We start from the raw sequence: 14,526 nt of genomic DNA, 5'->3' as shown, positions 1-14,526 counted from the left end.
GTGCGGTTCGTCGGCGAGGGCGGCGGCCGGCGGGTGTTCACCGAGGTGTCGGGCGGCGATCCGGGCTACGACGAGACGGCGAAGATGCTCGCCGAGTCCGCGCTGAGCCTGGCGCTGGACGAACTGCCGGCCACCTCGGGCCAGGTCACGACGGCCGTCGCGATGGGCGACGCGCTGCTGGAGCGGCTGGTGGCCGCGGGGCTGCGGTTCCGGGTGGCGGCCGAACTCTGAGGGCGGCCCGCCGGACGGGGCTCAGCCGGTCGCCTCGCGCAGGGCCCGGCGGCACAGCGCGTCGGCCCTGCGCGTCGTCTCCGGCTGCCGGAAGCCGCGGGCGAGGGCGAGGGTGTGCGCGACGGCGTTGTCCAGCCCGGTGCGGTGGCCCACCGAGACGTACACCGGTTTGGTGGCGTCCTTGGTGCGCACGGCCCGGCCGACCTCCTCGCCGTCGTCCAGCAGCGGCGACTGGTCCCCGCGCCGGGGCCCCGGCGGCTCGTGGGTGAAGGTGAACGGGTTCTTGGCGACGCCGATGACCGGGAGCCCGGTGAGGACGCCGAGGTGGCTGGCGAGGCCGAAGCGGCGCGGGTGGGCCCTGCCGTAGCCGTCGCAGACGACGAGCCCGGGGTCGGCGGTCAGCTTGTCCAGGGCGGCCAGGACGGTGGGGATCTCGCGGAAGGCGAGCAGCCCCGGCACGTACGGGAACGTGACCCGGCCGGTGGCGGTGGCCTCGGCGACCGTCTCCAGGGTGGCGGCGTCGAGCACCACGGCCGCCGCCACCACGAGGTCGCGGTCGTCGTCGTAGGCGACGTCCACTCCGGTCACATGGCCGCGCCCGGGCGGGGGCCCCGGCTCGTCGAGGATCACCCGGGCGCGCAGGGCGTCCTGCACGGCGCGCGCCTCGGCCGCGTCGGAAGGCATCTGAAAAGCAGTCATGGTGCGCCCACCCTAGGCCGTACGCGTGAACGTCCGACCGATAGCCTGGGCGCATGTTCGTACTTGAGCTGTCCTACACCGCTCCGCTCGACCGCGTCGACGCGGTGCTGCCGGAGCACGTCGTCTGGCTGGAGAAGCAGTACGCGGCCGGGGTGTTCCTCGCCTCCGGGCGCAAGAACCCCCGGGACGGCGGGGTGATCCTCGCGGTGGGCGACGACCGGGCGGCGATCGAACGGCTGGCGGCGAGCGACCCGTTCGTCGTCGAGGGGGTGTGCGCGTACCGGATCACCGAGTTCATCGCCACCAAGACGGCCGACGCGCTGGCCGCGTACCGCCAGACCCTCTAGGGCGTGTTTTGAAAGTCCCGCCTGCCGGGCGACGCCCGGCACGCACGCTCGCGGCGTTGCCGAAAAGCCCTGGTAGCTCCGCTACAAGCGCTTCCCGGCGCCTTGCGATCGCACGCACCGGACACCGTCCGGCCCGCCCTCCGGGCGGACGGCGCTACTTTCAAAACACGCCCTAGAACTCCCCGCACCCCGGGGCGTCCTGGCGGGGTGCTCCGGCCGGAACGGGGCACGTGAACAGGCAGCGGTGTGCGGTGACACAGCTCACGCCGTTGCCCGGTGCACGGATCGGCGGCCCCGCCCGTCTCTACCCGTACCGGGCACCGTTCGTCCGGTCGCGAGAGGGAGCAGGTTCGTGTCCACGGTCATCGAACAGTCCGTACAGGCCCGCATGGTGGCGTCCGCGCCGCAGATGGAGACGCTGCCCGCAGTCCTGAGCTACGACCGGGCGGACCCGTTCGCCGTGCGCATGGTGTTCCCGGCCCCCGCGACGCTGGAAGGGACCGAGGTCGCCTGGCAGTTCTCGCGGGAACTGCTCGCCGCCGGGATGGAGGTGCCGTCCGGGCTCGGGGACGTACGGGTACGGCCGTTCGGCTACGACCGCACGGTGCTGGAGTTCCACGCCGCCGAGGGCACCGCGATGGTGCACGTCCACACGGACGACCTGCGCCGGTTCCTGCGGCGGGCGGAGGAACTCGTGCCGTGCGGTGAGGAACACCGCTTCCTGGGCCTGGACCGGGGCCTGACCGAGCTGTTCGGCCCGCACTGAGCCCGACACGTCATCGAGCCGGGCCCGCGCGGGAGGACGACCGCGCGGGCCCGGCAATTCGGTTGTCCCCTCCCCCGGCCCCCCTCTACCGTGTGCGGTGTCCCTGTCGTCGCCGAATGGAGCAGGACGTTGCAGATCTGAGGTCGTGAGACACCGCGTCGCGCGCCGGGTCCGGGTTTCCCTTCCCGCCGGGACCGCGCGCCCGAGTGTGACCTCAGCTCCTTGAGCCGTCCTCCGCGACCAGGGCCTTCCTTCCGCCATCCCGGAATTTCTGTGGAACGCCCGTGGCCGGTGTCTCACCCCCCGTTGCCCTCGCCCTTCCTCGCAACCGGGAGTTCTCTCATGTCCGCGCCCACCGCCCGCATCACCTGTTCCTCGCTGTCCTTCTCCTGGCCGGACGGCAGCCGCGCGCTGGACGGCCTCCAGCTCTCCGTGGGCCCCGGCCGCACGGGCCTCATCGGCCTCAACGGCGCCGGCAAATCCACCCTCCTCCGGCTGATGGCCGGGGAACTGCGGCCCACCGCGGGCCGCATCACGGTGACCGGCGACATCGGCCACCTGCCGCAGAATCTCGTCCTGGACACCGGTCTGCGCGTCGACGCGGCGCTCGGCATCGCCCCCGTCCGCGCGGCGCTGCACGCCATCGAGGCCGGCGACACCTCCGAGGAGCGGTTCGCCGCCGTGGGCGACGCCTGGGACGTCGAGGAGCGGGCCCGCGCCACCCTCGACGGACTCGGCCTCGGCCACATCGGGCTGGACCGCACGGTCGGCGAGATGTCGGGCGGCGAGTGCGTGCTGCTGGGACTGGCCGCGCTGCTGCTGGCCCGCCCCGGCGTGCTGCTGCTCGACGAGCCGACGAACAACCTGGACCTGTACGCGCGCCGGCGGCTGCTCGCCGCCCTGGACGCCTGGCACGGGGTGCTCGTCGTCGCCAGCCACGACCGGGAACTCCTGGAGCGCGTGGACCGGATCGCGGACCTGCGCGACTCGGCCGTCACCTGGTACGGCGGCAACCTCACCGCGTACGAGGAGGCGCTGGCCGCCGAGCAGGAGGCGGCCGAGCGGATGGTGCGCGTCGCGGAGGCCGACGTGCGGCGGCAGAAACGCGAACTGGCCGAGGCCCAGGTCAAGTCGGCCCGTCGCAGACGGTACGGGCAGAAGCTGTTCGAGCAGGGCAGCGTGCCGAAGATCGCCGCGAGCGCCCGGGCCCGCTCCGCCCAGGAGTCGGCGGGCAAGCAGCGCCTCCTGCACACGAACCGGCTCGCCGGGGCGCGCGAACGCCTGGACGAGGCCGTCGAGGCGGTGCGCGACGACGACGAGATCCGCGTCGAGCTGCCGCGCACCAGGGTCCATCCCGGCCAGGACGTCCTGGTCCTGCAAGACCTGGAACTCGCCCACGGGGCGCGGGTGCGCGGCCGGTACGAACTGCGCGGTCCCGAGCGCGTCGCGCTGGTCGGGCGCAACGGCGCGGGCAAGACCACGCTGCTGCGCACGCTCGCCGGTGAGCTGGCGCCGGTGTCGGGCGAGGCGGTGGTCTCGGTGCCGCTGCGCTTCCTGCCGCAGCGGCTCGACGTGCTCGACGACGGCCTGAGCGTGGTGGAGAACGTGGCCCGGTTCGCGCCCGACGCCACCGGCAACCACATCCGGGCCAGGCTGGCGCGCTTCCTGTTCAAGGGGGCGCGGGCGGACCGGGCCGCGGGCACCCTGTCGGGCGGGGAGCGGTTCCGGGCCGCGCTGGCCGCACTCCTGCTGGCCGAGCCGGCGCCCCGGCTGCTCCTGCTGGACGAGCCGACGAACAACCTGGACCTGGCCAGTGTGCGCCGGCTGACCGCCGCGCTGGCGGCGTACGAGGGGGCGCTGGTGGTGGCCGGCCACGACCTCCCGTTCCTGGAGTCGCTGGGGATCACGCGCTGGCTGCTGCTCGACGGCGAGCTGCGCGAGACGACTGCGGAGGAGGTGCGCGCCGGGTTCTGAGGGGCCGGGGGCGGGGGCGCCGCGCGTCCGCCCCCGGCACCGTGACGCACAGTGAGCGGTCGTCGCCCGTACGGGCTTGGCTGCGGCCTTACCGCCGCTTTAACCTACGGTCTCGTAACCTACGAAGCCGTAGGTAGTTCTCCCGTCCCCAGGAGCCCCCGTGACGATCACCTCTCCCCACCTCGGCAGTTCACAGGCGTGGACCGATGCCCACCTCCTGTTCGCCTTGGAAGAGGTGGTCGAGAAGGAACTCAACCGGCACCTCAAGGTCGCCAAGGACTGGATGCCGCACGAGTACGTCCCGTTCTCGGACGGCCGCAACTTCCCCGGGATCTTCGAGGACGGCGAGGCCTGGCAGGCGGACCAGTCCAAGGTCACCGACATCGGCAAGATCGCTCTCGTGGTGAACCTCCTCACCGAGGACAACCTCCCCAGCTACCACCACGAGATCGCCAGCCTCTTCGGCCGGGACGGCGCCTGGGGCACCTGGGTGCACCGCTGGACCGCCGAGGAGGGCCGGCACGGCATCGTGATGCGCGACTACCTGCTCACCTCGCGCGCCGTCGACCCGGACAAGCTGGAGCAGTTCCGGATGGCCCACATGTCGGAGGGGTTCGAGTCCGACAACCGGCACTCGATGCTGCACTCCGTGGCGTACGTGGCGTTCCAGGAGCTGGCGACCCGCGTCTCGCACCGCAACACCGGCCACCAGTCGGGCGACCCGGTCTGCGACCGGATGCTGGCGCGCATCGCCACCGACGAGAACCTGCACATGGTGTTCTACCGCAACCTCCTGGGCGCGGCCTTCGAGCTGGCCCCGGACCTGACGATGCAGTCCGTGCGGGACGTCGTCGTCAACTTCCGGATGCCCGGCCACGGCATGCCCGGCTTCGAGCGGGCCGCCGCGCAGATGGCCATCGGCGGCATCTACAACATGCGCATCCACCACGACGACGTCATCCAGCCCGTCCTGCGGTTCCTCAAGGTGCTCGAGATCGACGGCCTCGGCCCGGACGGGCTGAAGGCGCAGGAGGAGCTGGGCCTGTACATGCACGGGCTGGACTCCGAGGCGGCGAAGTTCGACGAGAAGCTGGCCGCCCGCAAGGCCCGGATGGCCGCCCGCGCCCAGGGCTGACCGCGCCGGGAGCGCGGTGGGGGGCGCTGCGGGGGCGCGCCCTTCCCGGCCGGGCGGGGCCGTACCCTGGCCCGGTGAAACCTGTGACCCGCTTCGCTCTCATCGCAGCGCCGCTGGCGATAGCCGTCTCGCTCGTCCTGAACAGCGGCGGCGAGGACACCGGGCTGCCCACGCACTCCCCCACGGCCGCCACCCCGAAGGCGACCGGTCCGGTCAACCCGGACCCGTTCGCCGCGGCGGACGAGGAGCAGCGCGCGGAGATGAACGAGCGGATCGAGGCGGCCCCGCCCGGTCTGGCGACCCCGCGGATGCGCGAGGTCGCCTGGAAGCTGCTGGCCAGCGCGGAGGGTTCCACGCTGGACTGGCGCACCCAGTACGGGGCGATCGAGGACAGCGGCGACGGCACCGGCTACGCGGCCGGTCTCGTCGGCTTCTGCTCCGGTACGCACGACATGCTGGCGTTCGTCGAGGCGTTCACCGAGGACCACCCGGACAACCCGCTGGCCCCGTTCCTGCCCGCGCTGCGCAAGGTGGACGGGACGGGATCGCACGAGGGCCTGGACCCGGGGTTCACGGCCGCGTGGAAGAAGGCGGCCGAGGACCCGGCGTTCCGCAAGGCGCAGGAGGAGGTCCGGGACAAGCAGTACTTCGAGCCGGCGGTGCGGCTGGCGAAGCTGGACGGGCTGGGCGCGCTGGGCCAGTTCATCTACTTCGACGCCATGGTGCTCCAGGGCCCGGGGCACGAGGCGGACTCGTTCTACGGCATCCGCGAGGCGACGCTGGCCGAGGTGGACACGGTTGCGGAGGGCGGGGACGAGGCGGCGTACCTGGACATGTTCCTGGACAAGGCGCGGGCCGTGATGAAGTCGAAGAAGAACCAGCAGCACGACACCTCCCGCATCGACACCGCGCAGCGGGTGTTCCTGGAGGACGAGAACATGGATCTGTCGCTGCCGCTGACCTGGAAGATGTACGGGGAGACGTTCCGCATCCCGTAGCCCGCCGGAGGCCCCCTTGGGCCGTGGCGAGCGTGCGTGCCAGGCGTTGCCCGCCGGACGCTCCCTAGGACCGGGCGTCCTGCCGGATCAGCTCGGCCGCCTTCTCGGCGATGGCGACCGTGGGCGCGTGGGTGTGGCCCCGGGTGATGCGCGGCATGACCGAGGCGTCCACGACGCGCAGCCCCGTGACCCCGCGCACCCGGAGCCGGGGATCGGTGACCGAGCCGGCGTCCGCGCCCATCCGGCAGGTGCCCACCGGGTGGTAGAGGGTCTCCGCGCCGGTCCTGACCGCCTCGGCCAGCCGCTCGTCGTCCACCGGGCCGGGATAGTGGCCCATGGGCTGCGCGGTGTGCGGGGCGAGGGGCGCGGAGGCGAAGAGCCGTTCGGCGTGGCGGACGCCGTCCATCAGGGTGCGCAGGTCCGCCTCGGCGGTGAGGTAGCCGGGGTCGATCCGCAGGGCCGCGCCGGGCTCCGGGTGGTCCGGGTCCAGGGTGAGCCGTCCGCGGCTCTCGGGCTGGAGGAGGACCACGCCGATGGTGAGGCCGTGCTCCGTGGGCGGGACCAGCCCGTGGTCGACGAACGGCGCCGGGGCGAAGATCAGTTCGAGGTCCGGGGCGGCCGGGGCGGCGGCGCTGCGGACGAAGGCGACGGCCTCGGCCAGGTTGGAGCTGAGCGGGCCGCGCCCGGTGAGCAGGTAGCGGGCGATGTTCGCCGGGGTGTCGGCGCCGGTCATGGTCACCGGGCGCGGGCAGCGCAGGGTCACCGCGTAGGAGAGGTGGTCCTGGAGGTTGCGGCCGACGTCCGGGGAGGCGGCGCGCACCTCGATGCCCGCGTCGCGCAGCTCGCCGGGGTCGCCGATGCCCGAGCGCAGCAGCAGGTGCGGCGAGCCGAGGGCGCCGGCGCTGAGGATGACCTCGCGGCGGGCGGTGAGCGTGCCGGAGTCCGCCGTGCGCACGCCGGTGGCGCGGCTCCCGTCGAAGGTGAGGCCGTGGACCCGGGTGTGGGTGCGGATGTCGAGGTTGGCGCGCCGGGCGGCCGGCCGGAGGTAGCCGTCGGCCGCGCTCCAGCGCCGCCCGCGCCGCTGGTTGACGGGGGTCATGGCGACCCCGCTGTGGTCGGGGGCGTTCAGCTCGTCCAGGAACGGCAGCCCGTCCTCGCGGCAGGCGGCGACGAAGTCGGCTGTCAGCGGGGACGGGCTGCGGGGCGGGCCGATGTGGAGCGGGCCCTCGGTGCCGTAGACCGTGCCGGGCCGGGTGGGGCCGGTCCACCGCTCGGCGCGGCGGAAGCAGGGGGCGAGCGCGTCGTGGCCCCAGTCGGGTCCGGCGGCGCCGGCCCAGGCGTCGTAGTCGTCGCGGTGGCCGCGCACCCACATCATGGCGTTGATCGAGGAGGAGCCGCCGAGGGTGTGGCCGCGCGGCCAGAACAGTTCGCGGCCACCGAGCGCCGGCTGCTTCACGGTGCTGAAGTCCCAGTCGTACGGGGTCTTGAACAGCTGGGGGAAGGCGGCCGGGACGCGGATCTCCCGCTTGCGGTCCGGGCCGCCCGACTCGACCAGCGCGACCCGCACGGTGGGGTCCTCGGACAGGCGCGCCGCCAGCACGCAGCCGGCCGAACCCGCCCCGACGACGATGTAGTCGTACTCGCTCAACTCGGCTTCTCCTCCTGGCCGTCGGGGGCCACGCGACGCGCGCGGGCCCCCGTGACGAAGTGCGGAAGGCCGCAGTGTCGCACGCCCGGGGCGGGTCAGGCCGAGGTACGGCCGACTCTGCGCAGCCGCTCCCGCTCCTTCTCGGACAGGCCGCCCCAGACGCCGAAGCGCTCGTCGTTGTCGAGGGCGTACTCCAGGCACGCCTGACGCCCTTCGCAGGCGTTGCAGAGCTGCTTGGCCTCACGGGTGGAGCTGCCCGGGGCCGGGAAGAAGAATTCGGGCCCCGCCTGGGCGCACAGTGCGGTCTCCTGCCAGGAGAAGGCGGGGTCGGTCGCGGTGTTGATCAGCATGGTTGCCACAGTGCCCTGTCGCGATAAACGACCGATCAACGCCGCGTCAATGGCGCCTCGCCCGCGCCCGGTCGGCGGTTTTCGGCCGATGTCATCCGTCGTGGTGGCCGGGGACCGTGCCGTCCCGGTCGGCGACGAGCAGCAGCCCGCCCATGCCCCGGTCCGCGTGGCTCTGCACATGGCAGTGGTACATCCAGGCGCCCGGGCCCACGTGTTCGCCCGCGACGACCTGGAAGCCGAAGGAGTCCGCCGGTCCGACGATCTTGGTGTCCACGATCCGGCTCGGGTCGTCGGGTCCGCTGAGCATTCCCGTGCGGTTGTCGGCCCAGCGGTGTCCGTGGACGTGGAACGTGTGGTACATGTCGCCGTGCGTGATCATGACGACTTCCAGCCGGTCGCCGAGGGTGACCCGGAAGTCGGGGCTCTGACCGGCCGGGGTGTTGTTGATCGACGTGTCGTTGAACACGATGGTGATGGTCCGGTCCGGCAGGATGTCGCCCCGGCGGCGGACGACCAGCGGCCCGTAGAGCCCTTTGCGGATGCCGCCGGTGCCGTGCTCGGAGCCGACGGCGTGGTCGTGGTAGTGCCAGTAGCCGGCGCTGCCGGAGCGCCAGGTGCCGTCGCGGCGCGGGCCGGGCGCGTGGGTGCGCCAGACGTACGTGCGGGTGCCGCCCGGTTCGACGGTGCTGCCGTTCATCCGGGTGCCGTCGCTGGCCGTGTCGTAGTCGATGCCGTGCGCGTGCAGCCCGGCCGGGACGTCGAGGGTGTTGACCAGCTCGATGTGCAGGGTGTCGCCCTCGGTCAGCTCGATGAGGGGGCCCGGCACGGTCGCCTTGCCCTTCTCCAGTCCGTAGCCCAGCCGGCCGTCCGGGAGTTGTTCCACGTACATGCGGATGCGCCGGACCGCTCCCCCGGCGCCGGCCCTGCGGACGGCGGCGGGCAGCGCGGAGGCCGTCGGGGCGGGCAGGGACAACGATGTCACCCCCGCCGCCGCGGCGACCCCGCCGCCCACCAGCATCCGCCGGCCGAAGGTTCTGCGATCCATGTCGAACTCCCCACTGCTGACGGGTGCTGCCGGGAACGTGGCGACGGGCGGTGACGAGCCCGGGGAACGTGGCTGCCCCACAGTAAGAACAAGGTGACCGCGAGGCCGTCAGGAGCGTGGGCGAGTCGCGAAATGCCGTTCGAGGGCCGCCGGTCGTTCGGCGGATCAGGTGAGCGCGGCGGCGTGCTGCGGCATGTGCTCGCGGCCGCCGGGGTGCCGGTGGCGCCACACCCAGAAGACGGTGGCCGACACCAGCGCCCAGGTGGCCAGCACGAGGTACGGGAAGAGGCGCTGGTGGCCCTGGTAGTAGACGGCGGTGTGCTGGGCGTTGACGGAGGCGCCCGGCGGCAGCCAGCGGCCGATGTGGCCGAGGAGCGACGGCAGCAGCGGCCAGGAGACGGCCCCGCCGGACGACGGGTTGCCCAGGAGCACCATCACGCCCCAGGTCGGCAGCATCGCCCAGCGCCCGATCAGGGTGTTGAACATGGTGAAGACCATGCCGGAGGTGAACATGGTGAACGCCAGGATCAGCCACGACTGGACGAAGGGCAGATCGACCGCCCCCAGCAGCCAGTCCACGACGGCGGCGATGGCGAACGCGCCGAGCAGCGCGTACGCGACGGTGAACACGATCCGCTCCAGCGGCATCAGCCCCCGCGCGTGCACGCTGAGCTGGATGGAACCCACGAAGCCGACGATCACGGCGGCCAGCGAGATGTAGAACAGGGCGAGCCCGCGCGGGTCGCCCTTCTGCAGCGGTTTGACGTCCTGTACGGCGACCGGGAGGCCGAGCGTGTCCCCGACCTTCACGGCGGTCTCGGCGAGCAGTTGGGCGACGGCCGCCCCGGATGCCGAGGCGACGTCGAGGGCGACCCCCCGCTCGCCGGAGCGCACGATCGCGAAGACCTCCTGCTCCTCCAGCGCCTCGCGCGCGGCGGCGGGCGTCGCGAAGACGTGGATGACCAGCGAGGCGTCCAGCGCCCGGTCCATCCCGGCGACGAACTCCCTGCCGCGCGTGGTGTCCGGTTCGCTGACCACGGCGGTGGGGATGCGGTGCGGCGTCGGGTTGGCCATGGCGTACGTGTAGGAGCCCGCGAACAGGCCGGCGGCGGCGGCCAGGATGAGCAGCAGGACGGTCGCCGGGAAGTACGGCGACCGTTTGAATCCGGCCCACTTCTGGGCCCGGCTGAGGGGCCGGCCGTGCACGCCGTGCGGCTCGCCGGGCGCGGGGCGCGAACCGCTCACGCGTCACCGTCCCGGTCCCGGCGCGCCCGGCTCGGCTGCACGCGCTTGGGTTCGCCGGGCATCTTCGGGTACTCGGGCGGATAGGGCAGGTCGCCGGGCCCGCCGTCGCTCGCGTGGCGGTCGGCGAGTTCGAGCAGGGAGTCCAGCCGGAACGCCTCCTCGTCCATCCCGGCGTGGAGGTCGCCGTGTTCCGCGAACCGGCGGGGCATGGTGCGGATGTCGAAGTCGCGGGGTTCGGCGTCATCCAGCTCCTCCCAGCGCAGCGGGGCGGAGACCGGGGCGTGCGGGAAGGGCCGTACCGAGTAGGCGGAGGCGATCGTGCGGTCGCGGGCGGTCTGGTTGTAGTCCACGAAGATCCGCTCGCCGCGCTCCTCCTTCCACCAGGCGGTGGTGACCCGGTCCGGCATCCGGCTCTCCAGTTCGCGCCCGACCGCGATGGCCGCCCGCCTGACCTCGGTGAACGTCCAGCGCGGCTCGATGGGCACGAAGACGTGGATGCCGCGCCCGCCGGAGGTCTTGGGCCAGCCGCGCAGCCCGTGCTCGTCCAGGACGCCGCGCAGTTCGCGGGCGGCGCGGACCGCGTCGGCGTAGTCGGTGCCGGGCTGCGGGTCCAGGTCGATGCGCAGTTCGTCGGGGTGGTCGGTGTCGCCGCCCCGGACGGGCCAGGGGTGGAAGGTGAGCGTGCCGAGGTTGGCGGCCCACAGGACGGCGGCCACCTCGGTGGGGCACATCTCGCGGGCGGACCGGCCGCTCGGGAAGGCGATCTCGGTGGTGGGGATCCAGTCGGGGAGGTTCTTGGGGGCGCGCTTCTGGTAGAAGAACTCGCCCTCGACGCCGTCCACGAACCGCTGGAGGGTGGTGGGCCGGTTGCGCAGGGCGCGCAGGATGCCGGGGCCGACGGCGAGGAAGTACTCGGCGACGTCCCTCTTCGTGTAGCCCTTCTCCGGGAAGTAGACCTTGTCGGGGTTGGACAGCCGGACGGCCCGCCCGGCCGCGTCCAGCTCCACCGCTGTGCCCGCTGCTGCCATGTCGGCCACCGTAGGCCGGGCACACATATGCCGCATATCGGGAGACTCCGGTGGCCGTACGGCTCACAATCGGGCCATGGACCTGCCGGTGATGCCGCCCGTGAAGCCGATGCTCGCCAAGTCGGTGAAGAAGATCCCGCCGGGCATGCAGTACGAGGCCAAGTGGGACGGCTTCCGGGCGATCGTGCACCGGGACGGGGACGAGGTGGTGATCGGCAGCCGGACCGGCAAGCCGCTCACCCGGTACTTCCCGGAGCTGGTGACCGCCGTCCGGGAGAACCTGCCGGAGCGCTGTGTGGTGGACGGCGAGATCGTCGTCGCGCACGGCGGGCGGCTGGACTTCGACCGGCTCAGCGAGCGCATCCACCCGGCCGGGTCACGGGTGCGGCTGCTGGCGGAGCGGACCCCGGCCGCGCTGGTCGCCTTCGATCTGCTGGCGCTCGGCGACGAGTCGCTGCTCGACACCCCGCAGGCCGGCCGGCGCACGGTCCTGGAGGCGGCGCTCGCCGGGGCGTCGGCGCCGGTGTACCTGGCTCCCTCGACCACGGACCCGGCGCGCGCCCGGGAGTGGTTCGAGCGGTACGAGGGGGCGGGGCTGGACGGGGTCGTGGCGAAGCCGCTGGACGCGCCGTACCGGCCGGACGTGCGGGCCATGTACAAGATCAAGCACGAGCGGACCGCCGACTGCGTGGTGGCCGGCTACCGCTTCCACAAAAGTGGGCCGGTCGTCGGTTCGCTGCTGCTCGGGCTGTACGACGCCCGCGGGGCGCTCCAGCACGTCGGGGTGTGCGCGGCCTTCCCGATGAAGCACCGCGCGGAACTCGTCACCGAGCTGGAGCCCCTGCTGATCGCCGCGGACGACCATCCGTGGCGTGCCTGGGCGCAGGCGGAGGCGCACGAGGGGGCCCGCCTGCCGGGCGCCCCGAGCCGCTGGTCGGGCAAGAAGGACATGTCCTGGGTGCCGCTGCGGCCGGAGCGGGTCTGCGAGGTGGCGTACGACCACATGGAGGGCGACCGGTTCCGGCACACGGCCCAGTGGCGCCGCTGGCGGCCGGACCGTGCGCCGGAGAGCTGCACGTACGCGCAGTTGGAGGAGGTCGTGCGCTACGACCTCGCGGAGGTGCTGGCGGGCGGCGGCTGAGCGGGGTCGAACCGCCCGGCCGCCGCCCCGGTTCGGTGCGCCCCGGTTCAGTGCGCTCCGGGCGGCAGGGTGGGCGTGGTGCAGGGCTCGCCGGGCTCCGTGGGGTCGGGCGAGGGCGAGCCGGTGGGTGTGGAGGTGTCGTCGGGCTCCGGCGCCGGGGCGGTGGTCGTGCAGCCGGGCGCGGGTTTGGTGGTGGTCGGCTCCGGGTCGGGGGTGGTGGTGGGGTCCGGGCTCGCGGAGCCGGGGTCCGTGGGGGTGGGCGTGGGGCCGGTGGTGGCGGTCGGGTCCGGGGAGCCGGAGGTGCCCGGGGTGGGGCTGGTGCCGGTGTCCGGGTCGTGGGTGCCGGGTGCCGTGGGGCGGGTGCTGGGCTGCGGGCCGACCTCGATGCCGCCGCCGCCCCCGGAGCCGGAGCCGCCCACGGGGCGCTCGGGTGCGGTCGGGCCGCCGGCGCCGGGGCTCCTGGGGACGATGCCCCGGCCGTCCGCCACCGGGTGGATTCCCTTGCGGTAGAACTCGTACCAGGAGAGCACCGTGCGCAGGTACGTCTCCGAGTGGTTGTAGCTGAGGATCGAGCGGTTCAGGTCGGAGGGGATCGACAGGTCGCGCGAGCCGGCGCACAGGTAGGCGCCGGCGGCGAGCGCGGCGTCGTACACGTTGTTGGGGTCGCGGCGTCCGTCCCCGTTGCCGTCCCGGCCCCAGTGCGCCCAGGTCGAGGGGATGAACTGCATCGGGCCGACCGCCCGGTCGTAGGTCCCGTCGCCGTCGTAGGCGCCGCCGTCCGTGTCGGCGATGTGGGCGAACCCGGCGCCGTCCAGGACCGGGCCCAGGATCGGTGACAGGGTCGTGCCGTCCTTGTCGACCCGGCCGCCGGACGCGTGCCCGGACTCGACCTTGCCGATGGCCGCCAGTAACTGCCAGGGCAGCCGGCAGCCGGGGTCGTTGCGCCGGGTCGTGGCCTCGGCCCTGCGGTAGGCGGCGAGCACGGTGGCGGGGATGCCCGCCTCGGCCCACGACTGCCGGGCGGCGGGGCTCTGCTTCTCGCCCTTCTTCGGCGGCTTGGGGCTTTTCAGCGGCGGGAGTTCGGTGTGGTACGAGTCGTCGTTGGGGACCTCGGACCAGGTGACGTCGTCCGTCTCCTGGCGCTGCTTCGGGTTCTCCTCGTGCGCGACGAGCTGGGGTGCCTGGGACGCCGTGAGCGCGGCCATGGCGGCGACGGCCACCGCCGTGCCACCGAGTCCCCGGCGCATGCTGCCGTTGAACCTCATGCGTGCCCTCCTTGGTCGGGTCGCCTCCGGCGGGTCACCGGGTGAACGTGTCGATCGCGGATATCCGCCAGCTGCCGTCCTCGCGTACGGCGTCCACGCTGAACATGGCCGCGGCGTACGTGGTCTCCTCGGACTTGCCGGTGCGGGTGTTGCGCTGGTCGGCGAAGATCAGCAGCCGGGCCCGGTCGCCGTCGAGCATCTCCACGGCGCTGTGGGTGACGGTCGTGGTGAGCACGAGCTTCTGCTTGGGCGCCTGGGCCCGGACCTCGGCGAGCATGTCCTTGTGCTGCTGGACGGCCTTTCCGGTCAGATAGGTGTTCACCGCCGTGTCGGCCTTGGTGGGTGAGGCGTAGTCGTACGAGAAGACCGCGCCGACCGCCTCGGTGATCCGGCCCTTGACCTCGCTGGTGGTGCCGATGTCGGTGAGCGCGGTGTTCTGCCGGGCCGGGTCGTCGCGCAGGCTCGCGGCGGAGGTGAACGACCAGGCGGCGAAGGCCCCGAGGAGCACGGTGAGGACGCACAGCACGGCGGGCAGGCCGGGGCGCGGCAGGGGCAGCCGCCGGGCCTTCTTCTCCGCCGCGGGCTCGTCGCCCGCGCCGTCCGGCCCGGCGTCGGCGTCCGCTTCGTCCGCGTCGTCGGCGTCGTCCGCGGGGC

The 14,526-nt window shown here is 73.3% G+C and carries 14 protein-coding genes and 1 pseudogene; 7 read left to right on the top strand and 8 right to left on the bottom strand.

All coding sequences use genetic code 11. The annotated features are described in order from the left end of the window. A pseudogene (locus MHW47_RS21310) lies at positions 1 to 231 on the top strand (saccharopine dehydrogenase); the annotation flags it as partial. Positions 232 to 252: 21 nt separating this feature from the next. On the opposite strand, the gene MHW47_RS21305 reads toward MHW47_RS21310, so the two are convergent. Continuing rightward, on the bottom strand, positions 253 to 915 hold the full coding sequence (locus tag MHW47_RS21305; protein ID WP_374230123.1) for an endonuclease V: 663 nt from the start codon (positions 913 to 915) through the stop codon (positions 253 to 255). A gap of 68 nt (positions 916 to 983) precedes the next feature. Between MHW47_RS21305 and MHW47_RS21300 the strand changes: the two genes are divergently transcribed. From MHW47_RS21300 to MHW47_RS21280, 5 genes are all read left to right on the top strand, one after another. Beyond that, positions 984 to 1,277 carry a YciI family protein gene (locus MHW47_RS21300; protein ID WP_239225378.1) on the top strand — a complete coding sequence of 98 codons (294 nt, stop codon included), beginning with the start codon at positions 984 to 986 and terminating at the stop codon, positions 1,275 to 1,277. 352 nt (positions 1,278 to 1,629) lie between these two features. Beyond that, positions 1,630 to 2,043: an SsgA family sporulation/cell division regulator gene (locus MHW47_RS21295; protein ID WP_239225377.1), complete on the top strand. Its 414-nt coding sequence runs from the start codon at positions 1,630 to 1,632 to the stop codon at positions 2,041 to 2,043. Positions 2,044 to 2,385: 342 nt separating this feature from the next. Continuing rightward, entirely contained in the window at positions 2,386 to 4,017 is a 1,632-nt protein-coding gene (locus MHW47_RS21290; RefSeq protein WP_239225376.1) for an ABC-F family ATP-binding cassette domain-containing protein, read from the top strand. A gap of 160 nt (positions 4,018 to 4,177) precedes the next feature. After that, the gene (locus MHW47_RS21285) at positions 4,178 to 5,152 is read left to right on the top strand and encodes an acyl-ACP desaturase (protein WP_239225375.1); all 975 of its coding nucleotides are present in this window, start codon (positions 4,178 to 4,180) and stop codon (positions 5,150 to 5,152) included. Positions 5,153 to 5,235: 83 nt separating this feature from the next. Continuing rightward, positions 5,236 to 6,150: a chitosanase gene (locus MHW47_RS21280; RefSeq protein WP_239225381.1), complete on the top strand. Its 915-nt coding sequence runs from the start codon at positions 5,236 to 5,238 to the stop codon at positions 6,148 to 6,150. Between the two features lie 64 nt (positions 6,151 to 6,214). Here the strand turns inward: MHW47_RS21280 and MHW47_RS21275 are convergent, their stop codons facing one another. The 5 genes from MHW47_RS21275 to ligD all read right to left on the bottom strand — a co-directional run bounded on the left by MHW47_RS21275 (position 6,215) and on the right by ligD (position 11,445). Continuing rightward, complete coding sequence (locus MHW47_RS21275) at positions 6,215 to 7,798, bottom strand: GMC family oxidoreductase (RefSeq protein ID WP_239225374.1); 1,584 nt, start codon at positions 7,796 to 7,798, stop codon at positions 6,215 to 6,217. A gap of 95 nt (positions 7,799 to 7,893) precedes the next feature. Further along, entirely contained in the window at positions 7,894 to 8,148 is a 255-nt protein-coding gene (locus tag MHW47_RS21270; RefSeq protein WP_239225373.1) for a WhiB family transcriptional regulator, read from the bottom strand. Positions 8,149 to 8,239: 91 nt separating this feature from the next. Further along, complete coding sequence (locus tag MHW47_RS21265) at positions 8,240 to 9,193, bottom strand: multicopper oxidase domain-containing protein (protein WP_239225372.1); 954 nt, start codon at positions 9,191 to 9,193, stop codon at positions 8,240 to 8,242. 165 nt (positions 9,194 to 9,358) lie between these two features. Next, the gene (locus MHW47_RS21260) at positions 9,359 to 10,438 is read right to left on the bottom strand and encodes an ABC transporter permease (protein ID WP_239225371.1); all 1,080 of its coding nucleotides are present in this window, start codon (positions 10,436 to 10,438) and stop codon (positions 9,359 to 9,361) included. Continuing rightward, complete coding sequence (gene ligD / locus MHW47_RS21255) at positions 10,435 to 11,445, bottom strand: non-homologous end-joining DNA ligase (RefSeq protein WP_239225380.1); 1,011 nt, start codon at positions 11,443 to 11,445, stop codon at positions 10,435 to 10,437. Before ligD ends, MHW47_RS21260 begins: the two co-directional genes overlap by 4 nt. Positions 11,446 to 11,542: 97 nt before the next feature. Between ligD and MHW47_RS21250 the strand changes: the two genes are divergently transcribed. Further along, positions 11,543 to 12,607: an ATP-dependent DNA ligase gene (locus tag MHW47_RS21250; protein WP_239225370.1), complete on the top strand. Its 1,065-nt coding sequence runs from the start codon at positions 11,543 to 11,545 to the stop codon at positions 12,605 to 12,607. Between the two features lie 47 nt (positions 12,608 to 12,654). Here MHW47_RS21250 and MHW47_RS21245 read toward each other — a convergent pair whose 3' ends face one another. Together MHW47_RS21245 and MHW47_RS21240 are read right to left on the bottom strand one after the other, a co-directional pair. Further along, positions 12,655 to 13,872 carry a lytic transglycosylase domain-containing protein gene (locus tag MHW47_RS21245; protein ID WP_239225369.1) on the bottom strand — a complete coding sequence of 406 codons (1,218 nt, stop codon included), beginning with the start codon at positions 13,870 to 13,872 and terminating at the stop codon, positions 12,655 to 12,657. A gap of 34 nt (positions 13,873 to 13,906) precedes the next feature. Beyond that, positions 13,907 to 14,526: hypothetical protein (locus MHW47_RS21240; protein WP_239225368.1), on the bottom strand; the 620-nt coding region annotated here is incomplete at its 5' end.

The sequence above is a fragment of the Streptomyces sp. OfavH-34-F genome (assembly GCF_022347745.1).
GTDB lineage: Bacteria > Actinomycetota > Actinomycetes > Streptomycetales > Streptomycetaceae > Streptomyces.
The sequence above is the reverse complement of the archived record's forward strand: the minus strand, read 5'-3'. Positions and strand labels throughout refer to the sequence as shown.